This is a genomic window from Arthrobacter sp. 05T444 (assembly GCF_056395905.1).
In genome coordinates, this window is sequence record NZ_JBFTKK010000002.1 from 384,809 (window position 1) to 406,022 (window position 21,214).

Sequence of the window (21,214 nt, forward strand, 5' to 3'; positions counted from 1 at the left end):
AACGAAAAGCGCCACCTCCCGTGCAGTCAATGACCATCCGGGCGGTGGCGCTTAGCGGAGGAAGTTACGCCTTGGGGCTGGCTGCGGACTCAACCTTCAGCTTGCCGTCCACAATGTCCTTCTTGATCTGGTCCAGCTCGGACTTCACGTCGGCGGGGACGGCCGAATCGAAGTCGTGGAACGGGGCCAGCTGCACGCCGTCGTTGGCGAGCGTGCCGACATACGGCTCGCTGGTGAACTTGCCGTCCTTGTCTTCCTTCACGACGGTCTCAACGGCGGAGCCCATCTGCTTCATGACGGACGACAGCATGATGTCCTTGTAGTCGGGGGCGGTGAGGAAGCCGTCGGAGTCAACCCAGATGAGCTTGACGTCCTTGCCTGCGGCCTTTGCTTCCTTCAGCGCAGCGCCGGCGCCCTTGCCCACCGGGCCGGCCACGGGCATGACAATGTCCGCGCCCTGGTCCAGGAAGTTCTGGGTCAGCTGCTTTCCCTTGTCCTGCTTTTCGAAGTCGTCGGTAAAGCTGCCGTCCTGCTTGGCCTTGTCCCAGCCGAGAAGCTTGACGCTCTTGCCCTTCTTCTCGTTGTAGTACTTCACGCCGTCGGCGTAGCCGTCCATGAAGATCGTGACGGTGGGGAGCTTGATGCCGCCGAAGGTGGCGACGGTGCCGGTCTTCGTGGAGGCGGCGGCGAGGTAGCCGGCCATGAATGCAGCCTGCGCCGTGTCATAGATGATCGGCTTGACGTTGGCGATCGGCTTGTCGTACCCGACGTCGATGATGGCGAAGTGCTTGTCAGCGTTAGCCGCGGCCTGAGCCTTCGTGGCGTCACCGAGGAGGAAGCCGACCGTGATGGTCAGGTTGCAGCCTGCCGAGACCATGGCGCGAAGGTTGGGCTCGAAGTCGTTGTTGGTCTTGGACTCGACCTGGTTGACCTTGATGCCAAGGTCCTTCTCGGACTTTTTGAGCCCTTCGTAGGACGACTGGTTGAACGACTGGTCATCGAATCCGCCGGAGTCGGACACGATGCAGCCGGTGTAGTCGCTGGCCGTGGCAGACGGACTGCCCGCTTGGGGTGCCGGGCCGCAGCCGGTCAGAAGCAGGGCCGCCGCACCAACGGAAGCCACGCCGGCGAGTGAACCGCGCTTGACGTTTGCACGCAGTGAGATCTTCAAATTTCCTCCAGGAAGAACGAGATAGGCGCCACGACGGAGATTCAATGAGTGTCCGTTTCTAATGCTCCACACTGAAATTCTGTTTTCACTGATGGTTTCGCAGCACTGCGCCGAAGCGCACTTATGAAGCCACTGTAGTGGCCTGCGCCACGTCCGGATAACACATCCGAGGCGAAAAATGAAGATTGTTGAGAACTTGTTACCTATGAGTAGCCCGCCGGTGTGCACGCACTCCGTCGGAGCGTCCCGCAGTGGTTGGGCTCGCGCTTTCGGAGCTAGATCCGCACCAGCATCTTTCCGGTGTTGCCGCCGTCGAGGAGATCCATGAACGCCTGCGGAGCGTTCTCGAGACCGTCCACCACCGTCTCGTCATACCTGACGGTGCCGTTTGCCAGCCAGCCGGACATCCGCTCGGCGAACTCCGCCGCATGCTGCCTCTGGCCGCCCACGAGGAAGCCGCGCAGCGTCAGCTGTTTTCCGATGGCCACCGCAAGGTTCCGGGGAGCGGCGGTCGGTTCCGTGGCGTTGTACTGCGCGATGGCGCCGCACAGGGCAACCCTGCCCCCGACGTTGAGGACGGACAGCGCAGCTTCGAGGTGGTCCCCGCCCACGTTGTCGAAGTACACATCGATCCCGCCCTCGCCGGCAGCTTCCCTCAGCTGGTCCCGGACCGGCGCATCACGGTAATTGAACGCCGCGTCAAAGCCGAGCTCTAGCAGGCGTGCAACTTTTTCCGGGCTTCCCGCACTGCCGATCACCCGGGAGGCGCCCATGGCCTTTGCGATCTGACCCACCAGCGAGCCCACGGCGCCGGCGGCGCCGGAGACGAATACGGCATCCCCCGCCTTGAACTCGGCAACCTTCAGCAGTCCGGCGTACGCCGTGAGCCCGGTCATGCCGAGCGCACCAAGGAACGCGGATGCCGGTGCCAGCTCCGTGCGCGCGGGAGTCGTTGCGCCGGCGTCCAGCACCGCGTACTCCCGCCAGCCCAGTGGATGTACGACGGCGTCCCCCACCTTGCGGTCTTCGGCCCTGGACGCGATCACCTCACCCACCGCCCCGCCGTCGAGCGCTTTATCAAGGGCAAACGGCGCCGAGTAGGACTTGACGTCGTTCATCCGGCCGCGCATGTACGGATCAACCGAGATGAACAGGTTGCGGACCAGGACCTGGCCGTCCTGAAGCTCGGGAAGCGGCGTTTCAGCCAGGCGGAAGTTCTCCGGAACCGGACGTCCCACCGGGCGGGATGCCAGCTGGATCTCACGGGTGGTGACGGGCAGAGCCCGCTCGTCGTTGGTGCTCATGCCGCAAACTCCACCAGGGTCAGGGCCACGTCCATGTTGCCGCGGGTCACGTTCGAATAGGGGCAGATCCGGTGGGCCTTTTCCATGAGCGATTCGGCTGCGGCGCGGTCCAGGGCGGGCAGGGCGACCTTGAGTTCGGCAGCCAGGCCGTAGCCTTCACCGCCGTCGAGGGCACCGAAGTGGATCTTCGCCGCAACGGCGGAGTCAGTGAGATTGGCCCGTTCCTTGCGGCCGACGACGCGGAGGGCAGAGTGGAAGCAGGCAGCATAGCCGGCGGCGAAGAGCTGCTCCGGGTTGGTGCCCTCGCCGCTTCCGCCGAGCTCCACCGGACTGGCCAGGTTCACGTCGAGCCTGCCGTCCTTGGAGCGGGCTGAGCCGTCGCGGCCCTCGCCTGAAGCGAGTGCCTCGGCAGTGTAAAGAGTCTTCAAAGTAGTTCCGTTCTGGTCGTTTCGGAGACGGTGGTCTTGGGTGTCAGTGCGAGTCATGGAGGGCAGCGGTGAGCTTGCCGAGAGTTTCCCGGAGTTGATCCAGCTCATCGGGAGTCAGACCGGCAGCCTCTGCGAGGCGCTGGGGAATGCGGGAGGCCCTGCTGCTGAGCGCCCGGCCCGTGTCGCTGAGGTGGACGGCGACACGGCGCTCATCCTCGGCAGAGCGCCGCCGTTCCACGAGCCCGAGGGCTTCGAGCCGCTTGAGCAGGGGTGAGAGCGTGCCGGAGTCCAGGCCCAGCTCCTCCCCCAGTTCCCGCACGCCGCGCGGTTCGTTTTCCCACAGCACCAGCATCACGAGGTACTGCGGGTAGGTCAGGCCAAGCTCGTCCAGCAGGGGGCGGTAGACGGCGGTGGCGGCACGGGACGCCGAGTAGAGCGCAAAGCACACCTGGCGGTCAAGGCGGGGGGCGTCGGTCATGGACACAACACTAGCCCACAATTCAATTGTGCACAACTTACCTAGGCCAGGAAGAGCGCGAACGAACATTCGGGGCCCTCGCAAAGGGGCTGAAGTGTTCGTTCGCGCTCGTCCGACGGTGTTAGAGGTCGCGGAAGGTGCGGAGGGCTGCCGCGGTCAGGACCTGGATGCCGTAGCCGAGGGCCCGCTCGTCGAGGATGTAGTCGCCGCGGTGGAGGTCGTACTCCTCGCCGCCGGGGGTCTTGGTACCCAGGCGCATCATGGCACCGGGCAGCTCGGCGAGGAACCAGGCGAAGTCCTCACCTCCCATGGACTGAGGGGTCAGGACCACGGCGCCTTCGCCGATCTCCGCCCGCGCCGCAGCTTCAATGAGCGCAGTCTCGTGCTCCGAGTTCACCACCGGCGGCACACCGCGGGTGTGTTCCAGGTGCACTTCCACGCCGTAGGGCGCAGCAACCTGCTGCACCACTTCGTCGAGCAGCTCGCCGGCGCTGTGCCAGGCGTCCCTGTCGAGGCAGCGCATGGTGCCGGCCATGTAGCCGGTGCCCGGAATGGCGTTAGGCGCCGAGCCCGCGTTGATCTGGCCCCAAACAACCGACACGCCGCTGCGGACGTCCACCCGGCGCGAAAGGACGGCCGGAACGTTCACGGCGATCTGGGCCAGCGCGAAAACGAGGTCCTCCGTCAGATGCGGGCGCGAGGTGTGGCCGCCGCGGCCGCTCAGCTCGATCTTGATGGTGTCCGAGGCGGACGTGATGGCACCGATGCGCGTGCCGATCTTGCCGACGTTGATGCGCGGGTCACAGTGCAGCGCCAGGATGCGCGGCACGCCCTCCAGGACACCCTGCTCGATGCAGGAGTGGGCGCCACCCGGCATCGTCTCCTCGGCGGGCTGGAAGATGATCCGGACCGTGCCGCCCAGCGGCGATTCCAGGTGCATGCGGTGCAGCACCAAGGCGATGCCCAGCATGGTGGTGGTGTGGATGTCGTGTCCGCAGGCGTGTGTCACACCGTGGTTCTTCGAGGCGAACGGCAGGCCGGTTTCCTCGATGATCGGCAGCGCGTCGATGTCGCCGCGCAGCGCGGTGGCGATGGGGCCCTCGCCGACGTCCACGGTTAGGCCTGTGCCGTCGAGGCGGCGCGGCTCCAGCCCGGCCTCTTCGAGACGTTCCACGAGCTTGTCCGTTGTCCGGAACTCCTTGAACGACAGCTCGGGGTGCGCATGCAGGTCCCGCCGGAAATCGATCAGTTCCGGCAGCAGCGGCTCGAGCCACGGCCCCACCAGTGCGGTGGGCTCAGCTTCAGTAGTGTAATTGCGCACACCACAACTCTAGCGAGGGCCGAAAGAATAGCGGCATCGCCTTCGCCGCGTTACGGATATCCCGACCATGTCGAAGTTCCAGGGGACGTCGAAGTCCTGAAAGGACCGGAAAACTAGAGGACGTCGAAGTCGCCGCTGGCCTTAAGGGCGTTCACAGCCTGCTTCACCCGCTGGGCATGCTGCTTGGTGGTAACCAGCAGCGCATCCGGCGTATCCACGATGACCACGTCCTTGATCCCGATCAGCGCAATGACGCGCTTGGTGTCCGAGACCACCACGCCGCTGGCGTTTTCGGTGAAGACGCGCGCGCCCTCGCCGATGACCGTGACCTCGTCCACTTCCTTGGCGCTGTTGAGCCGTCCCACCGAGGCGAAGTCACCGACGTCGTCCCAGCGGAAGGTTCCGGGCACGACGGCGACGTCCCCGGCTGCCGCCGCAGGCTCGGCGACCGCGTAGTCGATGGCGATCTTGGGCAGGGTGGGCCAGACGCGGGCAGTGACTTCGTCGCGGTTGGGTGTGTCCCACGCCTCGGCGATTTCCTGCAAACCGTTGAACAGTTCCGGCTGGTTCGCTTCCAGGTGCTTGAGCATGAGGGAGACGGGCGCCACGAACATGCCGGCGTTCCAGACGTACTCGCCGCTGTCGACGTACTGCTGGGCGACTTCCTCATCCGGTTTTTCAACGAACTCCACCACCGCCCGCGCGCTGGGCGCGCCGGGGATGTGCAGGGATACGCCGGAGCGGATGTAGCCAAAGCCTGTGGACGGGTGCGTGGGCTTGATGCCGATCGTGACGATCTTGCCGGCCGCGGCGGTGTGGATCGCTTCCCGAACTGTGTCCTGGAAGAGGTCGTCCGGGCTGATCACGTGGTCCGCGGCGAAAGAGCCCATGATGATGTCCGGGTCCCGCTGGTGCAGGATGGCCGCCGCCAGGCCGATGGCGGCACCGGAGTCTTTGGGCTCGCTTTCGAGCACGAGGTCACCGTCCTCGACCTCAGGCAGCTGACGGCACACAGCCGCCCGGTGCGCGTTTCCGGTGACGACCAGGACCCGGTTGCCCGCAAGGGGCTCGAGCCGGTCGTAGGTTGCACGCAGGAGCGTGCTCCCCGAGCCGGTGAGGTCGTGAAGAAATTTGGGAGCTGCTGCACGTGACAGAGGCCAGAGGCGGGTCCCCACACCGCCTGCAGGAATCACAGCTATAAAGCGGCTGATAGGTGAATCCTGGCTTGTCACTTTGTCTTTACTCATCACGCTCTACTTTAGCCGACGACCCCAAAGTGGCCCTTGCGGCGGCACCGGCGGGGCGGACACACTTGGAACCGGATGTGGCGTTCGTCTCATAAAACGCCAAAAACCGTACAGTACGTGGGCGCCAAGGACGCCCTGAATTGAATAAGCTGTGAGCGAAGCCTAGATTTAGGCCTGAGCTACGAGTGCTCTCGCAGCAGGCGTTCCCCCCGCGTGGATCCCACGCCAGCGCCGCTGTGTTGCAGGGAGGTTTATTCAGTGCCGACGAAACCAGCTGGCACCTTGTACCGCGGCCGTGAAGGCATGTGGTCCTGGGTTGGACACCGCATTACCGGTGTTGTGATCTTTTTCTTCTTGTTGGTCCATGTGCTGGACACCTCCCTTGTGAGGGTGTCGCCGGAGGCCTACACCGCAGTGATCGGTGCCTACAAGAACCCGCTGATGGCCCTGGGTGAAACGGGCCTCGTCGCAGCGATCGTATTCCACGCCTTTAACGGCCTGCGGATCATCGCCGTCGACTTCTGGAAGAAGGGTGCCAAGTACCAGCGCCAGATGCTCTGGGTTGTGCTGGGCCTCTGGATCGTCACCATGGTCGCCTTCGCCATCCGCCACCTGTCCCTCGCACTCGGAGGTCACTAAGCCATGACTGCAACGCAGATCCAGTCCCCGCGCAGCGGAAATAACAGCGGCAAAGACAGCAGCGGCAAGATTGGCCCGCAGTACCGCCGCAGCGGCAGCTCCCGCGGCAACTTCGAGATGCTGGCGTGGCTGTTCATGCGGCTCTCCGGCGTGGTGCTGGTTGTCCTGATTTTCGGCCACCTCACCGTGAACCTGCTGGTGGGCGAAGGCATCCACGCCATCGACTTCGGCTTCGTGGCCGGAAAGTGGGCAGACCCGTTCTGGCAGGTCTGGGACCTCGCAATGCTCTGGCTCGCCATGTTGCACGGCACCAACGGTGTGCGGACCATCATCAACGACTACGCCGAGAACAACTCCACCCGCCTCTGGCTGAAGATCGTCCTCTACGCGGCCACCACGGTCATCATCATCCTTGGCACGCTGGTCATCTTCACCTTCAACCCGTGCCCGGTGGTGGACGGCGTCCAGCTCCCCGGTGGTTTCTGCCCGGCGTAGCGAGCTGCGGCTGCCCGCCCCGACCGGCGGGCATCACTTTGCGGAGCAGGCCTCAGCCCGCCCGTTGTTTTATTGCGAATTTTGAGAGAAAGAGCGTCTGGTATGCAGGTCCATAAGTACGACGTCGTCATCGTCGGTGCCGGTGGCGCTGGCATGCGCGCCGCGATCGAATCCGGTCAGCGCGCGCGAACAGCAGTACTGACCAAGCTCTACCCCACCCGCTCCCACACGGGTGCGGCGCAGGGCGGCATGTGTGCGGCATTGGCCAACGTCGAAGAAGACAACTGGGAATGGCACACGTTCGACACCATCAAGGGCGGCGACTACCTGGTTGACCAGGACGCCGCCGAAGTCATGGCCAAGGAAGCCATCGACGCCGTGCTGGACCTGGAAAAGATGGGTCTGCCGTTCAACCGCACGCCCGAGGGCCGGATCGACCAGCGCCGCTTCGGCGGCCACACCCGCGACCACGGCAAGGCTCCCGTCCGCCGCGCCTGCTACGCAGCCGACCGCACGGGCCACATGATCCTGCAGACGCTGTACCAAAACTGCGTCAAGCACAACGTCGAGTTCTACAACGAGTACTACGTCCTGGACCTCCTCACCGTTGAGGAAGACGCCGTGCGCGAGGACGGCACGCCGTTCAAGCAGAAGCGTGTTGCCGGCGTCGTGTCCTACGACCTCGCGTCCGGTGAGCTGCACGTGTTCCAGGCCAAGTCCGTGGTGTTCGCCTCCGGCGGCGCCGGCAAGGTCTTCAAGACCACGTCCAACGCCCACACCCTTACCGGCGACGGCATGGGCATCGCGTTCCGCCGCGGCATCCCCCTGGAGGACATGGAGTTCTTCCAGTTCCACCCGACCGGCCTTGCCGGCCTGGGCATCCTGCTTTCCGAGGCCGCACGTGGCGAGGGCGCCATCCTGCGTAACTCCGAAGGTGAGCGCTTCATGGAGCGCTACGCCCCCACCATCAAGGACCTTGCACCCCGCGACATCGTGGCCCGCTCCATGGCCAACGAAGTCCGTGAAGGCCGCGGCTGCGGACCGAACAAGGACTACGTCCTCCTGGACCTGACGCACCTTGAGCCCGCCCACATCGACGCCAAGCTGCCGGACATCACCGAGTTCGCCCGCACATACCTTGGTGTGGAGCCCTACACGGAGCCGGTCCCCGTCTTCCCCACGGCCCACTACGCCATGGGCGGCATCCCCACGAACATCACCACCGAGGTCCTCCAGGACAACGACACCGTGGTTCCGGGCCTGTACGCCGCCGGCGAGGTGGCCTGCGTTTCGGTCCACGGCTCCAACCGCCTCGGCACCAACTCCCTGCTGGACATCAACGTGTTCGGCAAGCGGGCAGGCATCGCCGCTGCGGAATACGCCAAGACGGCCGACTTCGTGGAGCTCCCGGAGGACCCGGAGGCCTACACCCTGCAGCTCCTCGACATCGCCCGCAACGGCACCGGCGACGAAAAGGTGGCCGTGATCCGCAAGGAACTCCAGGACACCATGGACGCCAACATGCAGGTGTTCCGCACGGCCGACACCCTCAACCAGGTCCTGAAGGACATCGCGTCCTTCGAAGAGCGCTACACGCGCATCAACGTCCAGGACAAGGGCAAGCGCTTCAACCTGGACCTCCTGGAGGCCGTTGAACTCGGCTTCCTGCTGGAGCTGGCCAAGGTCATGACGGTTGCTGCCCTGCACCGCGAGGAATCCCGCGGCGGCCACTTCCGCGAGGACTTCCCCGAGCGTGACGACGAAAAATTCATGAAGCACTCCATGGCGTACAAGGACGAGCACGCTCCCGCGGACGGTTCCGCCGAGAGCATCGCCGGAATTCGGCTTGGCACCAAGCCGGTTGTATTTACGCGCTACGAGCCGATGGTGAGGAAGTACTAATATGTCCGCTGAACTTGCTGAGCCAGCCTCAAAGATTGAACTGCCCGCCGGCGTTGGCGGCGGCGGGGAAATCCCCACGTTCGACATCACGCTGCGCGTGCGCCGCTACAACCCCGAGGTTTCCGAGGAAGCCCGCTGGGACGACTTCAAGCTGACCATGTACGGCACGGACCGCGTGCTGGATGCCCTGCACAAGATCAAGTGGGAAGTGGACGGCAGCGTCTCCTTCCGCCGCTCCTGCGCGCACGGCGTCTGCGGTTCCGATGCCATGCGCATCAACGGCCGCAACCGTCTTGCCTGCAAGACGCTCCTGAAGGACCTGGATACGTCCAAGCCCATCACGGTTGAACCCATCAAGGGCCTGCCGGTGGAGAAGGACCTGATCGTGGACATGGAGCCGTTCTTCCAGTCCTTCCGCGAAGTCATGCCGTTCCTGATCAACAAGGGCCACGAGCCCACCAAGGAACGCCTGCAGTCCGCCGAGGACCGTGAGCGCTTCGACGACACCACCAAGTGCATTCTGTGCGCCGCTTGCACCTCGTCCTGCCCCGTGTTCTGGACGGACGGCCAGTACTTCGGCCCCGCGGCAATCGTCAACGCCCACCGCTTCATCTTCGATTCCCGCGATGATGCCGGAGACATGCGCCTGGAAATCCTGAACGACAAGGAAGGCGTGTGGCGCTGCCGCACCACCTTCAACTGCTCGGAAGCATGCCCGCGAGGCATCCAGGTCACGCAGGCGATTGCCGAAGTCAAGCAGGCAATTCTTTCCCGCAAGATCTAGTCAAGGTCAACGCGGACGACGGCGTCTCTCACCATGCGCGGCAAGCGTGCGGTGAGTGGCGCCGTCGTCGTTTAACGACAACCACCGCAACCTCTCCGCCGTCACCAAGGGGCCTCATGTCACGTTCCGAGAAAATCACCTTTGAAGGGTCCACCGGCGAGATGCTCTCCGGGATCGTCGACCTGCCCGAAGGGCCCGTCAAGGGCTGGGGGGTGTTTTCGCACGGCTTCACACTGGGCAAGGACAGTCCCGCGGCGTCGCGGATGTGTAAGGCGCTGGCGGACAACGGGATCGGCATGCTCCGCTTCGACAACCTGGGCCTGGGCGACTCGGCCGGCTTGTGGTCCGAGGGATCCTTCAGCCACAAGGTGGCCGACACTGTCCGAGCTGCAGAGTACATGCGCGCCGAAGGCCGGCCGGTCTCCCTCCTGGTGGGCCACTCGTTTGGCGGCGCCGCCGTCCTTGCCGCCGCCTCCGAAATTCCGGAGCTCGACGCTGTGGCCACTGTTGGGGCGCCGTTTTCACCCAAGCACGTGGCCCATGTCTTCGACGCCGCCCTGGACAAGATCCTCAGCGAAGGCAGTGCGGAGGTGGACCTCGGCGGCAAGCGCGTGGAGATCCGCAGGCACTTCGTGGAGGACCTCGAAAACGCCGACCTTACCGACTGCATCAAGCGGCTGCACAGACCCCTGATGGTCCTGCACTCCCCCACGGACAACACCGTGGGCATTGAAAACGCCAGCACAATCTTCCAGACGGCACGCCATCCTAGGAACTTTGTCTCCCTTGAGGGCAGCGATCACCTGCTGACGGGCAAGGGACAGGCGGCCCGGGCAGCGAAGATTATCGCGGCGTGGGCCGATCAGTACCTCGACGCCGGGCACTGACTGCCACCGGGCGCGGGTGCTCGGCCGCGTGGTGCCGCTCCACGGGGGTTTTCCCAGGTTGCACCTGCCGTGACCCCCAGCCCGTCTGCCTGGCCGCCGGCGCGGCCTTCAGGTCCTCTTCGCGGATCGCTGACCAGGAAGCGGCCACGAGGTAGACCCGGCTGACCAGGTTGAACCAGATGAGCAGCCCCACGATGATCGCAAAGGGCGCCAGGATGGGATTGCGCCCGGCGCCGGCCAGGAGTTCGGTGCTGAAGACCTGCAGGATGGCGGTGCCCACACCGGCGAGGATGGTCCCTTCCAGCAAGGCCCGCCGGGACAGCTTCAGGCCGCCGGCCAGGCGGAACATGATGAGCGCCGTGATCCAGCTGAGCACCAGCGGCACGGCGATTTTTATCACGGTTGCGAGCGGGACGGCCACGGCGCGGTCCAGCTTGAGCAGCCCGATCACCCAGCCGGCCGCGGTGCCAAAGACCAGCGACGCACCCGAGCTGATCACCAGGGCCAGGCCGAGCAGGAGCAGCGTGCCGGCGTCGTGCAGTTTCAGGACCACGGGGTTGAGCTTCAGCGGACGCAGCATCATAACGCCGCGCAGGCCCTCGCGCAGGCCGGCGATCCAGCCCAGCGAGGTGATGACCGTAACGACGGCTGCGATGACCGCGGTCCAGCCCAGCCCGTCAGGGTTGAGGAGATCCTTGGGGTCCACCAGGCCCTCGCCGCCATTGACCTTCAGGAGGCCCGGCGCGCTTTCTGCCACGCTGGCGATGATGCGGTCAAGCAGGGCCGGCTGGCCCCGGAGCGCAAGGCCGGCAATGGAGAACCCGGTGGTCAGCAGGCCCGTAATGGAGAAGAACATGTTGAAGCCGATGCCGGCGCTCATGAGCGGACCGTGCTGAAGGTTGTAGTGCTGGAAGGCGCGCATGGGCCGCAAGGCGTTCAGCCGGGCCATCAGCCACTGGATCATGGCCAAGAGCTGGGGCACAGTTCCCTTGCCCGACCGGCGCACCTTGCCCCACTCAACCTTTTTGCGGATGACCTCCAGCTTTAGGCGGGCACGTTCAGTGGGAAGCGGCTGCTCCGCCGGCGTCTGCGGCTCGGAGTTGCTCTCGTTCGTCGTCAGGTTCGGTGCCAAAGTCAAGCTCTTCCCGTAGCTGCCAAATACCGTCGGCATCGTGCTCGTAAAGTCCCATGCTAACCACGGGGAAGGTCGCCCTGTAGTTCTTCAGTACCGTTTCGGCCTCGTCCAGGCTTTCCGGCGCCACATCATGGGCAATGGTCACATGGGGGTGGTAGCCGAAAGGCAGGTCGCGTGCCAGAGGGCCCGTCTGCAGTTTTTCGTGCAGTTCGACGCACTCCCCGAAACCCTCTTCCACGTTGATGAAGACCACCGGGGAAACCGGGCGGAAGGACCCTGTGCCGGCGATCGTGACCATGAACGGCGCCTGGGTACGGGCGATCTTGCGGACATGTTCCCGCGCGGCCTCCCAGTCATGGGTGGGCGTGGTGGTGACGAGCGTGATGTGCGCCGGAATGACCGTGGCCATGGGGTCCCCGAAGGATGCCCGCCATCGCTGCAGTTCCTCGGCGATTCCAGGCGGGAAGCCCAGAATGACCCCGAGGCTCATTCCATCGCCGACTCTCCTGTTGGCAGGCATCGGTTTAGCGGGCTCCGGCGTACGGAAGGAAGCCCACCTTGGCATAGACGTCCTGCAGGGTGGCTGCGGCGATTTCACGCGCCTTGTCCGCCCCGTGGGCGAGGAGCCGGTCCAGCTCGGCGGGATCGGCCAGCAGTTCGTTGGCGCGGCTGCGGATCGGCGTGAGGTGCTCCGTCACCACCTCGGCAAGGTCCACCTTGAGGTGACCGTACATCTTGCCCTCGTAGGCCGCGACCAGCTGCTCAACGCTCTGGCCGGTGATCACCGAGTAGATGGTCAGCAGGTTGGAGATGCCCGGCTTGGTTTCGCGGTCGAAACGGATCTCGGTCTCGGCGTCCGTCACGGCCGACTTGATCCGCTTGGCGGTGACCTTGGGATCGTCGAGCAGGTTGATCAAGCCGGCAGGCGACTCGGCGGACTTGGACATCTTGGCGGTGGGATGCTGTAGATCGTAGATCTTGGCAGAATCCTTCTGGATGAAGGGCTTGGGTACTGTGAACGTCTCGCCAAAGCGGGTGTTGAACCGGGCGGCGAGGTCGCGGCTGAGTTCCACGTGCTGGCGCTGGTCCTCGCCCACAGGCACGCCGTGAGGCTGGTAGAGCAGGATGTCCGCGGCCTGGAGGATGGGGTAGGTGAACAGCCCCACGCTGGCATGGTCCGAGCCCTGCTTCTGCGCCTTGTCCTTGAACTGCGTCATGCGGGACGCCTCACCGAAGCCTGTAATGCAGTTCAGGACCCATCCGAGCTGCGCGTGTTCCGGCACCTGCGACTGGACGAACAGAGTGCACTTTTCAACGTCCACTCCGCCGGCGATGTACTGGGCGGCAGTCACGCGCGTGCGGCGGGCCAGTTCGGCAGGATCCTGCGGGACGGTGATGGCGTGCAGGTCCGGGATGAAGAAAATGGCATCGTACTCATCCTGCATCCGCACCCAGTTCACGAGGGCGCCGAGGTAGTTACCGAGGTGCAGCGAGTCGGCGGAGGGCTGCATTCCGGACAGGATGCGGTGCCGGAGTCCGGTGCCGGGCACGGTCCCGGCATCCTGTTGGAGGACGGGGATGGCAGCTGGCTGCCCTGATGCTGCGGCGTCGGTCACGATTGGGGTGGAGGTCATTCGTCGGAGGCCTTAAAACTAGAGCCGGTAGTCCACTACCAGCGGTGCATGGTCAGAGAAACGTGTGTCCCACGAGGGCGCCCGGTCCACGACCGCCGAGACAGCTGCGGCGGCGAGGGTGGGGGTGGCCATGTGGTAATCGATGCGCCAGCCTGAGTCGTTGTCAAAGGCCTGGCCACGTTGGGACCACCAGGTGTAGGGGCCGTTGACGGTACCCGCCAGGCCCCTGTGAACATCCTTCCAGCCGATTTCCTCGCCGAAGAAGCGGTCAAAGTAGGCACGCTCCTGCGGAAGGAAGCCGGCACGTTTGACATTGCCCTTCCAGTTTCTGATGTCCAGTTCCGTGTGGCCAACGTTGAGGTCGCCCGTGACCAGGGCGTGGTCGCTGTGCTTGGAGAGCTCGGGCAAACGGGTGGACATGACGTCCAGGAAACGGTACTTGTCCACCTGCTTTGGCGTGTCCGCCTCACCGGAGTGGACGTATGCACTCGCCACGGTCAGCTGGGCGGGTTTGCCCGCAGTGTCAGTGACGCGGAAGTCGGCTTCCACCCAGCGGCCGGCCATCGCGAAGTAGTCGTCACCGATGTGCGTGCGGGTGGCGAGCGGTTCGTCACGCGAAGCGATCGCAACGCCCGCGCGTCCCTTAGCCTCGGCTTCGGCGTGCAGAATGTGCCAGCCCTCGCCCAGCAGCTTGTGGACTATGGCGTCCGGGGCACGGACTTCCTGCAGGGTCAGGATGTCCACCTCGCGCTCCGCCAGCCACTCCGCCATGCCCTTCTTGTAGGCAGCACGAAGGCCGTTGACGTTGACTGTTGCGATGCGAAGGTGGTCCTTCTTCAATGCCGAGCTCACCCGTTCCACTCTAGTCGATGATGGTTCCGGTAACCGGCTCACCGGGGCCGCCGGAGGACTTGATCATGTCGCGGGCGTTGGTGGCAGTGATCTCGATGGTTTCCAGGGCGCGGCGGATGGTGTCCTGGTCCGCGGCGGCGCCCTTGGCCCGCTCCTGCTCCACAACGCGCACCTGCACCTGCACAATCTTGAAGGAGTGATCCAGCTTCATGTCCCGGATTTCTTCGGCTTCGCCGCGTTCACCCACCAGGCGGGTGCCGCCCTGGTCCGTGGATACCCGTGACGGAGCCCGGCCGGCGGCCGCGTTGAAGGCGTTCTGCGCTTCGCTGAACTTCGCTCCGGCCTTCTTGGCCGCCCTCTGGATGCTGAAAACCACGAATGAGGCAAGCAGTAGCCAGAACAGCGCGATGACAGCCACGATCCAGCCCACGACGTCGTTCTGGTTGGCCGCGAAAATGACGGCCACCAGGAAGGCCGTGATCAGAACCAGCAGGCCGGGACCGCTGATGCGGAACATGGAAAATCCGCCCTTGGTCGGGTGGGAGGAAGACTTGGAGCTGCCCAGTGATTGCATGCAGTTATTGTCTCAAACCCGCGGACCCTGCCAGCAACGCTTCCACCCCGGGCGAACAGCACCGGCGAACAGCACCGGCTGGCAGCACCGGCGGACGGCTACTTGAGGAACAGGCTCCTGAGCCTGCCGGTGGTCAGCGCGAGCCCGAGCACGATCATCACCAGGTAGTAGCCGATGTGGACGGCCGTCGCGGGCGTGAAAGCCCCCGCGCTGATCTGCCGCAGCAGCTCAACGCCGTGCCAGAGAGGCATGGCCTGGATCAGCCACTGGATGTACTGCGGGTAGACGCTGAGCGGATAGAACGTGGCGCTGAACAGGAACATGGGAAGCATGATGAAGTTGATCCAGTCCATCTGCTGGAAGGTCTTCATGAAGCTCGTGATGCCCATGCCGAAGCTGGCGAAGCCGAAGGCGACGAGAACCGAGGCGGGGATCATCAGGAGGGCCCATGGCGTGGTGATGAGGCCCATGACGCCCATCACTGCGGTGAACCCCGTGGCGTACAGCAGTCCGCGCAGCAGCGCCAGGAAAATCTCCCCCACGGCAACATCCAGCGGCCCCAGCGACGTGTAGAGCATCCCCTGGTAGAGCTTGGCGAAGTTCATCTTGAAAAAGACGTTCCAGGTGGAGTCGTACACGGCCCCGTTCATGGCCGAGACTGCCAGGAGGGCAGGCGCGATGTACGCCGCGTAGCTGATTTCCTGGCCACCCGGGCCCTGGACGGTTCCCACCACGGCGCCCATGCCGACGCCCATGGAGAGCAGGAACAGCACGGGCTCGAAGAACCCGGACAGCATGACCATCCAGTTGCTGCTTTTGGTGGCCATCAGGCCGCGTCCGATCACCGCCTTGGCGTTGCGTGAATACAGCGGCCCGAAGCGCCTGTTACGCGCTTCCTCGGTGACGCCGTGGCCCTGGGTCAGGATTGTCACTGCCCCATCCTCCTGGCGAATTGGCGCTTGGTGAGGACCCAGCCAAGCCAGGCGAGTCCGAGCAGGAAGGCAATGTGGATGATGGTGAGCACGGGCGATTCCTCATAGCCGTAGCTCACGACCCGGCCAAGCTCCGTCCCGTGCCAGATGGGCGAAATCCAACCGACCCAGCGGACCGCAACGGGCAGCGTGTCCAGCGGAAAGAACGTCCCGGAGAACAGGAACAACGGCATCACGATGAACCTCATGACCATGGCAAACTGGCCTTTGTCTTCCTTGATGGTGGCGGCGTAGGCCATCAGCGGGAGCCCGAAGGCCAGGCCCGCAAGCGTGGCCACGAGGATGGAGACCCAGCCCCAGCCGCTCGGCGAGGCGCCGAAGAGCGCCACGATCACGAAGTAAATGGCGGACTGGAGGAAGAAGCGCACGGTCACGGCGATGATCTGCCCGCCCGCGATCTGCTCGGGGGTGAGCGGCGAGGCGTGGGGCCCGAAGTAGACCCGCCGCCATTTGAAGCCGTCCATCACAGGGAACGTGAATTCGGTGGCGGCGGTCATGACGGCGGCCGAGATGAGGAGCGCCGGCGCGATGAAGGTTATGTAGCTCACGCCGCCGAACGCCGCAGCGCCGCCGGTGTCCACGAGTGTGGCCAGGCCGACGCCCATGGCGAACAGGTAGGCCGCGGGCTGCCCCACGCTGTACAGGAAGATAGACCAGCCGTAGCCCTTCATCACCCGCAGGACCTGCTCGGCGTAGTAGAACGCGCCCCAGCGCCTTGCTTTGGCGGCCGAAACCTCCGGTGAGTGGGCCCGCAAAGGAGGTACCGACGTCGGGCGCTCCTTGACTTCGTCTGCGAACGACGGCTCAGTCAACGAGGCTCCTGCCCGTCAGCCGGAGGAAAACGTCCTCCAGCGAGGACCTGCGCACCAGCGAGGTGAGCGGGCGGAGGCCGCGGGCGGAGACTTCCTCGAGGGCCGCTTCACCGTCGTGGGTGTAGATGAGGACGCGGTCCGGGAGGGTCTCCAGCCGTTCGCCGATTCCCTCCAGTTCCGCGCCGACGCTGGCGTTGCGCTCGGAGCCGAACCGCAGTTCCAGGACCTCGCGGGTGGAGTAGTCCCGGATCAGGCTGGCGGGCGACCCCTCGGCCATGATCCGGCCTTTGTCCACCACGATGAGCCGGTCGCAGAGCTGCTCCGCTTCGTCCATGTAGTGGGTGGTGAGGATCAGGGTGACGCCCTGTTCCTTGAGCCGGAACAGCCGGTCCCAGAGGATGTGCCGGGCCTGCGGGTCAAGGCCCGTGGTGGGTTCGTCAAGGAGCAGGATGCGGGGCTCGTTGATGAGCGAACGTGCAATCGTCAGCCGCCGCTTCATGCCGCCGGACAGCGCGTCCACCTTGGACTTGGCCTTGTCCGTCAGCTGGGCGAATTCGAGGAGCTCGTCCGCTTTGGGCCTAAGGTAGCTAATCGGCAGCCCAAAATAGCGGCCGTAGACCAGCAGGTTGTCACGGACCCTGAGTTCCTCATCCAGGTTGTCCTGCTGCGGCACGACGCCCAGGTGCGCGCGGACCTCCGGCCCGTGCTGTTCCGGGTCCAGGCCCATGATTGTCAGGCTTCCGGAGGTGCGCTGGGCCACCCCGCCGATCATCTTCATGGTGGTGGATTTCCCTGCACCGTTGGGCCCCAGCAGTCCGAAGGACTCCCCCGCCGGAACGCTGAAGGAAATGCCGTCGACGGCGGTGACGTCGCCATAGGTCTTGGTTAGGTTTTCCGCGGTGATGACGTACGGCCGTGCGGCTGACCCGGATTCGTGGGCGGACCCGGCTTCTTCGGTGGACACAGGTTTTTCAGACGTTTCTTCGGCGGAATGGAGTTCAGGCACTCCACCACGCTAGTACTCGGGCCCTGCCAAAGGAATAGCCCGGTCTCAAAAGATCGGCGCCGCCGCGGCCGACCCCGCCTCTTGACGGTCCCGGCCCCAGCAGGCGCCGATCTTCGTGGGCCTATTTTCCGCCGGTCGTGGCGTCGCCGCGGAGGACCCGCAGCCGCTGGCGGTACTCCGATTCATCGATTTCGCCGCGTGCATAGCGCTCCCGCAAAACGCTTTCACCGCCGCGGGCCGTTGCCCACTCGTGGTTCCGGCGCCAGGTGCGCCTCGCCACGAAAATGAACAGCCCGATGACCAGGATCCAGAACAGCGGGAACAGCAGGAACCACGGTGAGAAGCCGCCGCCATTCCAAGGGCCCCCGTATACAACAGTGTCCGCCGGCAGCTGCGAGGCCGCCGCAGCCAGGGTGGTGGCAAGTGAAGTAAGCATTTCAGTCATCCAAACTCTCGGTGGAGGGCCGTCTTTCGGCTCTGTTCCGAGTCTTGCCGTTCGACGGCGGGGGGGCGTCCGCCGCCGGGAGTCACCTTGGGATGCCCGCCTACTCCGGCAGGAGGCGTGCACCTACGCCTTTGGCCTACACCTTTAAGCTGCCCAGCGCCTTGAGTCAGCCCAGCGCCGTCAGCCGGCCCAGCCCGGGCGCACCAGCCCCGATTCGTAGGCGAGCACCACCAGCTGTGCCCGGTCCCTGATCAGCAGCTTGGTCATGATCCGGGAGACGTGCGTCTTGGCCGTGAGCGGCGTGATGAACAGCCGTTCAGCGATCTCTGCGTTGTTCAGGCCTTCACCCACCAACCGCAGGACCTCGCGTTCGCGCTCCGTAATCTGGTCCAGCGAGGCCGGGGGCCGGGACGCACGCGACTGCACGGCCAGCAGGGCCATGATGCGGCGGGTCACTGCGGGCGACAGGAGGGCGTCGCCGTCGTGGACCACGCGCACCGCGCGGAGCAGCTCCTCCGGTTCCGTGTCCTTGACCAGGAATCCGGCCGCCCCGGCCCGCACCGCCTCCGCGATGTATTCGTCCAGTTCAAAGGTGGTCAGGATTATGATCCGCGTGCCTGCCAGGTCCTCGGCGGCCATGATCTGCCGTGTGGCCTCAAGCCCGTCGCCGCCGGGCATGCGAATGTCCATGAGCACCACGTCCGGATGCTCGCGGGCCGCCAGGCGCACGGCGTCGCGGCCGGTCCCGCACTCGGCCACCACGGCCATGTCCGGTTCGGCGTTCAGCAGTGCGCGGAAACCAGCCCGGATGAGGTTCTGGTCGTCGGCCAGCAGGATGCGGATCATGGCCTGCCGTCCATCTCCTGCAGCGGCGGGGCGGGGACCGGCAGAATGGCCCGGACCCGCCAGCCCGGCTCGAGTGCAGCGAGCTCAAGCGTGCCGCCCAGGGCGGCCGCCCGCTCCCGCATTCCGGTCACGCCGTTCCCTTCGGGAACTCCGGCGGCGCCAGCGCCGTCGTCGTCGATTGTCACGGTGAGCCGGCCGCCGCCGGACTCTGCCGGTGATTCCGGATCTTCCAGGGCGAGGACGACGCCGGCCTTCCGCGCTCCGGCGTGCCGCACCACATTCGTCAGGGACTCCTGGACGATCCGGTAGGCCACCTCCTGCACCGCCTCTGGAAGGCGGCTCGAAACGTCCGGGTCCGGCTGGGTCAGCACCACCTCCAGACCGGCGTTGCGGGCGCCTTCCGCGAGCCAGGCGACGCGCTGCAGCTGTGGCGGCGGCACCGGGCTGAGCGGGGCAGGGTCCAACCGGGCCGGGTCCAACCGGGCCGGGCCCAGCGGGGCTGGGCCCAGCGGGGCCGGGCCCAGCGGGGCGTCGTCGCGGAGGACTCCCAGAAGCTGGCGGATCTCCGCCAGCGATTCCTTGCTCGCTGTCTTGATCGCCTCCAGTGCCGGGCGGAACTGGCCCGGATCCTTCTCCCCCAGGTGCAGCGCCACTGAGGCGCGGACGTTGATCAGCGAGAGTGAGTGCGCCACGACGTCGTGGATGTCCCGGGCGAGCGCAAGCCGGTACTCGTCGCGCGCGGCCTGCTCCCGGGCTTCACGTTGGCGGCGGCGTTCGGCAACCCGCTCGCCGCGCAGCCTGGCACCTTCCCCGAACAGGACGAGGATGCCCAGCCACGATGTTCCAGCGAAGGCCCGGATCAGGGATGCGTCATCGCCGGCCAGCAGTGACACAGCCACCAGCACGGCAGCGCACGCGCCTGCCAACGCCCAGGTCTGCCAGCGTTTGCCGGCCGCCGCGGAGAACACGATGGCGAGGGCCAGCGACAGGAACACCGGGCCCCACGCATAGCCGAGCGCCAAATAGGCCGTGACGGCCGCTGCCGCAACCGGCAGCATGACCAGCGGAGCGCGCCGCCGCAACGATAACGAGGCCGGCCCCAGCAGCAGCAGGACGAAGGCGAGTACATCCAGGGGCCGGTGGTCCGGCTGCCGGGCGGAGGCGAAGAAGGTGCCGACAATCTGGAAAACCGCCACAGCGGTCACGATGACGGCGGTGGGCGGTCCCCGGAAACGGCGCTGCATAGTCCGAGCCTAGCCGCGGGCGCGCTGGTCGTCGTCTGCTTAACGGCGTAGGGCGCCTACTCCGGCAGGAGTAGGCGCCCTACGGTCCGGGCAGTGGAGAGCGAAATCAGCCGACGCCGGAGGTGCTTCCCGCTGCCAGTTGGCGTTCCGCGGCTTCGACCACGTTGGTCATGAGCAGCGCCACGGTCATGGGACCGACGCCGCCGGGGTTCGGCGAAATCCACCCGGCTACCTCGGCAGCGGCAGGATCGATGTCGCCATGGACCTTGCTCTTGCCCGTCTCGGGATCGGTTTCACGGGTGACACCGACGTCGAGCACGGCCGCGCCCGGCTTAATGTCCGCAGCCTTGACGATGTGCTTGGCACCCGCCGCCCCCACAATGACGTCCGCCTGCCGCAGCAGCTCCGAGAGGTTCTTGGTGCCGGTGTGCGTCAGCGTCACGGTGGCGTTCACGGCCCGCCGGGTGAGCAGCAGGCCGATCGAGCGGCCGATCGTGACGCCGCGGCCGACCACCACGACGTGCTTGCCCGCGAGGCTGTAGCCGTTGCGCTCCAGCAACTCGATGACGCCGCGGGGCGTGCACGGCAGCGGCGAGGTGATCTCGCCGTTGACATTGAGCACCAGCCGGCCAAGGTTGGTCGGGTGCAGGCCGTCGGCATCCTTGGCGGGGTCAACCCGCTCAAGAATCGCGTCGGTATCCAGGTGCTTGGGCAGCGGCAGCTGCACAATGTAGCCGTGGCACGCAGGATCCGCATTGAGTTCGTCAATGAGGGCCTCAACCTGGGCCTGGGTGGCATCCGCCGGAAGCTCACGCTGGATCGAGTTCATCCCGATCTCCACAGACTGCTTGTGCTTCATGGACACGTACAGCTGCGAGGCAGGGTCCGCGCCCACGAGTACGGTGGCAATGCCCGGAGTGACGCCGCGGGCCTTCAGGACCGCCACGCGCTCAGCCAGCTCGGATTTAATGGCGGCAGCGGCTGCCCTACCGTCAAGGACCTTCGCGGTCTGCGCCAT

23 protein-coding genes are annotated in these 21,214 nt (G+C 65.5%); 5 read left to right on the forward strand and 18 right to left on the reverse strand.

Annotation, left to right across the window (positions count from 1 at the left end; genetic code table 11):
• Positions 1-64 precede the first annotated feature (64 nt).
• The 6 genes from AC1DD3_RS03905 to AC1DD3_RS03930 all read right to left on the reverse strand — a co-directional run bounded on the left by AC1DD3_RS03905 (position 65) and on the right by AC1DD3_RS03930 (position 5,949).
• The gene (locus AC1DD3_RS03905; protein ID WP_230117125.1) at positions 65-1,171 is read right to left on the reverse strand and encodes a BMP family lipoprotein; all 1,107 of its coding nucleotides are present in this window, start codon (positions 1,169-1,171) and stop codon (positions 65-67) included.
• A 275-nt stretch (positions 1,172-1,446) separates the two neighbouring features.
• Complete coding sequence (locus AC1DD3_RS03910; protein WP_476880969.1) at positions 1,447-2,475, reverse strand: NADP-dependent oxidoreductase; 1,029 nt, start codon at positions 2,473-2,475, stop codon at positions 1,447-1,449.
• Complete coding sequence (locus AC1DD3_RS03915; RefSeq protein ID WP_476880970.1) at positions 2,472-2,903, reverse strand: organic hydroperoxide resistance protein; 432 nt, start codon at positions 2,901-2,903, stop codon at positions 2,472-2,474. Before AC1DD3_RS03915 ends, AC1DD3_RS03910 begins: the two co-directional genes overlap by 4 nt.
• 43 nt (positions 2,904-2,946) lie before the next feature.
• Positions 2,947-3,381, reverse strand: a complete 435-nt coding sequence (locus AC1DD3_RS03920) for a MarR family winged helix-turn-helix transcriptional regulator (protein ID WP_476880971.1) — start codon at positions 3,379-3,381, stop codon at positions 2,947-2,949.
• Positions 3,382-3,502: 121 nt separating this feature from the next.
• On the reverse strand, positions 3,503-4,702 hold the full coding sequence (locus AC1DD3_RS03925) for an amidohydrolase (protein ID WP_476880972.1): 1,200 nt from the start codon (positions 4,700-4,702) through the stop codon (positions 3,503-3,505).
• Positions 4,703-4,815: 113 nt separating this feature from the next.
• Positions 4,816-5,949, reverse strand: coding sequence for a mannose-1-phosphate guanylyltransferase (locus AC1DD3_RS03930; protein ID WP_230117120.1), 1,134 nt, complete (start codon positions 5,947-5,949; stop codon positions 4,816-4,818).
• A gap of 258 nt (positions 5,950-6,207) precedes the next feature.
• On the opposite strand from AC1DD3_RS03930, the gene sdhC reads away from it, so the two are divergent.
• The 5 genes from sdhC to AC1DD3_RS03955 all read left to right on the forward strand — a co-directional run bounded on the left by sdhC (position 6,208) and on the right by AC1DD3_RS03955 (position 10,656).
• Positions 6,208-6,588 carry a succinate dehydrogenase, cytochrome b556 subunit gene (sdhC, locus tag AC1DD3_RS03935; protein ID WP_214973516.1) on the forward strand — a complete coding sequence of 127 codons (381 nt, stop codon included), beginning with the start codon at positions 6,208-6,210 and terminating at the stop codon, positions 6,586-6,588.
• Positions 6,589-6,591: 3 nt separating this feature from the next.
• Positions 6,592-7,083, forward strand: a complete 492-nt coding sequence (locus tag AC1DD3_RS03940) for a succinate dehydrogenase hydrophobic membrane anchor subunit (protein ID WP_230117119.1) — start codon at positions 6,592-6,594, stop codon at positions 7,081-7,083.
• A 102-nt stretch (positions 7,084-7,185) separates the two neighbouring features.
• Entirely contained in the window at positions 7,186-8,985 is a 1,800-nt protein-coding gene (gene sdhA, locus AC1DD3_RS03945) for a succinate dehydrogenase flavoprotein subunit (protein WP_230117118.1), read from the forward strand.
• A gap of 1 nt (position 8,986) precedes the next feature.
• Complete coding sequence (locus AC1DD3_RS03950; RefSeq protein ID WP_205654223.1) at positions 8,987-9,769, forward strand: succinate dehydrogenase iron-sulfur subunit; 783 nt, start codon at positions 8,987-8,989, stop codon at positions 9,767-9,769.
• 116 nt (positions 9,770-9,885) lie between these two features.
• Positions 9,886-10,656 (forward strand): alpha/beta hydrolase family protein, encoded by a 771-nt coding sequence (locus AC1DD3_RS03955; RefSeq protein WP_476874985.1) that lies wholly within the window; start codon positions 9,886-9,888, stop codon positions 10,654-10,656.
• On the opposite strand, the gene AC1DD3_RS03960 is transcribed toward AC1DD3_RS03955, so the two are convergent.
• From AC1DD3_RS03960 to AC1DD3_RS04015, 12 genes are all read right to left on the reverse strand, one after another.
• Positions 10,613-11,788: a YihY/virulence factor BrkB family protein gene (locus AC1DD3_RS03960; RefSeq protein ID WP_476881001.1), complete on the reverse strand. Its 1,176-nt coding sequence runs from the start codon at positions 11,786-11,788 to the stop codon at positions 10,613-10,615. The two genes, AC1DD3_RS03955 and AC1DD3_RS03960, sit on opposite strands and share 44 nt — an antisense overlap.
• Entirely contained in the window at positions 11,715-12,311 is a 597-nt protein-coding gene (locus tag AC1DD3_RS03965) for a 2'-5' RNA ligase family protein (protein WP_230117116.1), read from the reverse strand. Before AC1DD3_RS03965 ends, AC1DD3_RS03960 begins: the two co-directional genes overlap by 74 nt.
• A 4-nt stretch (positions 12,312-12,315) precedes the next feature.
• The gene (gene trpS / locus AC1DD3_RS03970; protein WP_290369702.1) at positions 12,316-13,425 is read right to left on the reverse strand and encodes a tryptophan--tRNA ligase; all 1,110 of its coding nucleotides are present in this window, start codon (positions 13,423-13,425) and stop codon (positions 12,316-12,318) included.
• Positions 13,426-13,443: 18 nt separating this feature from the next.
• On the reverse strand, positions 13,444-14,277 hold the full coding sequence (locus tag AC1DD3_RS03975; RefSeq protein ID WP_476880973.1) for an exodeoxyribonuclease III: 834 nt from the start codon (positions 14,275-14,277) through the stop codon (positions 13,444-13,446).
• Positions 14,278-14,287: 10 nt separating this feature from the next.
• Positions 14,288-14,851 carry a hypothetical protein gene (locus AC1DD3_RS03980; protein ID WP_230117114.1) on the reverse strand — a complete coding sequence of 188 codons (564 nt, stop codon included), beginning with the start codon at positions 14,849-14,851 and terminating at the stop codon, positions 14,288-14,290.
• 98 nt (positions 14,852-14,949) lie between these two features.
• Entirely contained in the window at positions 14,950-15,783 is an 834-nt protein-coding gene (locus AC1DD3_RS03985; protein WP_476880974.1) for an ABC transporter permease, read from the reverse strand.
• Positions 15,780-16,655, reverse strand: a complete 876-nt coding sequence (locus tag AC1DD3_RS03990; protein WP_230117112.1) for an ABC transporter permease — start codon at positions 16,653-16,655, stop codon at positions 15,780-15,782. Before AC1DD3_RS03990 ends, AC1DD3_RS03985 begins: the two co-directional genes overlap by 4 nt.
• Positions 16,648-17,619: an ABC transporter ATP-binding protein gene (locus AC1DD3_RS03995; protein WP_230117187.1), complete on the reverse strand. Its 972-nt coding sequence runs from the start codon at positions 17,617-17,619 to the stop codon at positions 16,648-16,650. Before AC1DD3_RS03995 ends, AC1DD3_RS03990 begins: the two co-directional genes overlap by 8 nt.
• A 163-nt stretch (positions 17,620-17,782) precedes the next feature.
• Positions 17,783-18,097: an SHOCT domain-containing protein gene (locus AC1DD3_RS04000; RefSeq protein ID WP_230117111.1), complete on the reverse strand. Its 315-nt coding sequence runs from the start codon at positions 18,095-18,097 to the stop codon at positions 17,783-17,785.
• Between the two features lie 189 nt (positions 18,098-18,286).
• Positions 18,287-18,952 carry a response regulator gene (locus tag AC1DD3_RS04005; protein ID WP_476880975.1) on the reverse strand — a complete coding sequence of 222 codons (666 nt, stop codon included), beginning with the start codon at positions 18,950-18,952 and terminating at the stop codon, positions 18,287-18,289.
• Positions 18,949-20,196 (reverse strand): sensor histidine kinase, encoded by a 1,248-nt coding sequence (locus tag AC1DD3_RS04010; RefSeq protein WP_476880976.1) that lies wholly within the window; start codon positions 20,194-20,196, stop codon positions 18,949-18,951. The genes AC1DD3_RS04005 and AC1DD3_RS04010 overlap by 4 nt, the downstream gene beginning before the upstream one ends.
• 106 nt (positions 20,197-20,302) lie before the next feature.
• A complete protein-coding gene (locus AC1DD3_RS04015; protein ID WP_230117108.1) occupies positions 20,303-21,214 on the reverse strand; it encodes a bifunctional methylenetetrahydrofolate dehydrogenase/methenyltetrahydrofolate cyclohydrolase in 912 nt (303 codons plus the stop codon).

Excerpts from the sequence above, each read along its gene's own strand:
- AC1DD3_RS03910 (WP_476880969.1), bottom strand. The coding sequence starts at position 2,475 with ATGAGCACCAACGACGAGCGGGCTCTGCCCGTCACCACCCGTGAGATC.
- AC1DD3_RS03920 (WP_476880971.1), bottom strand. The coding sequence starts at position 3,381 with ATGACCGACGCCCCCCGCCTTGACCGCCAGGTGTGCTTTGCGCTCTAC.
- AC1DD3_RS03930 (WP_230117120.1), bottom strand. The coding sequence starts at position 5,949 with ATGAGTAAAGACAAAGTGACAAGCCAGGATTCACCTATCAGCCGCTTT.
- AC1DD3_RS03940 (WP_230117119.1), top strand. The coding sequence starts at position 6,592 with ATGACTGCAACGCAGATCCAGTCCCCGCGCAGCGGAAATAACAGCGGC.
- sdhA (WP_230117118.1), top strand. The coding sequence starts at position 7,186 with ATGCAGGTCCATAAGTACGACGTCGTCATCGTCGGTGCCGGTGGCGCT.
- AC1DD3_RS03950 (WP_205654223.1), top strand. The coding sequence starts at position 8,987 with ATGTCCGCTGAACTTGCTGAGCCAGCCTCAAAGATTGAACTGCCCGCC.
- AC1DD3_RS03955 (WP_476874985.1), top strand. The coding sequence starts at position 9,886 with ATGTCACGTTCCGAGAAAATCACCTTTGAAGGGTCCACCGGCGAGATG.
- AC1DD3_RS03965 (WP_230117116.1), bottom strand. The coding sequence starts at position 12,311 with ATGCCTGCCAACAGGAGAGTCGGCGATGGAATGAGCCTCGGGGTCATT.
- trpS (WP_290369702.1), bottom strand. The coding sequence starts at position 13,425 with ATGACCTCCACCCCAATCGTGACCGACGCCGCAGCATCAGGGCAGCCA.
- AC1DD3_RS03980 (WP_230117114.1), bottom strand. The coding sequence starts at position 14,851 with ATGCAATCACTGGGCAGCTCCAAGTCTTCCTCCCACCCGACCAAGGGC.
- AC1DD3_RS04000 (WP_230117111.1), bottom strand. The coding sequence starts at position 18,097 with ATGCTTACTTCACTTGCCACCACCCTGGCTGCGGCGGCCTCGCAGCTG.
- AC1DD3_RS04005 (WP_476880975.1), bottom strand. The coding sequence starts at position 18,952 with ATGATCCGCATCCTGCTGGCCGACGACCAGAACCTCATCCGGGCTGGT.
- AC1DD3_RS04010 (WP_476880976.1), bottom strand. The coding sequence starts at position 20,196 with ATGCAGCGCCGTTTCCGGGGACCGCCCACCGCCGTCATCGTGACCGCT.
- AC1DD3_RS04015 (WP_230117108.1), bottom strand. The coding sequence starts at position 21,214 with ATGGCGCAGACCGCGAAGGTCCTTGACGGTAGGGCAGCCGCTGCCGCC.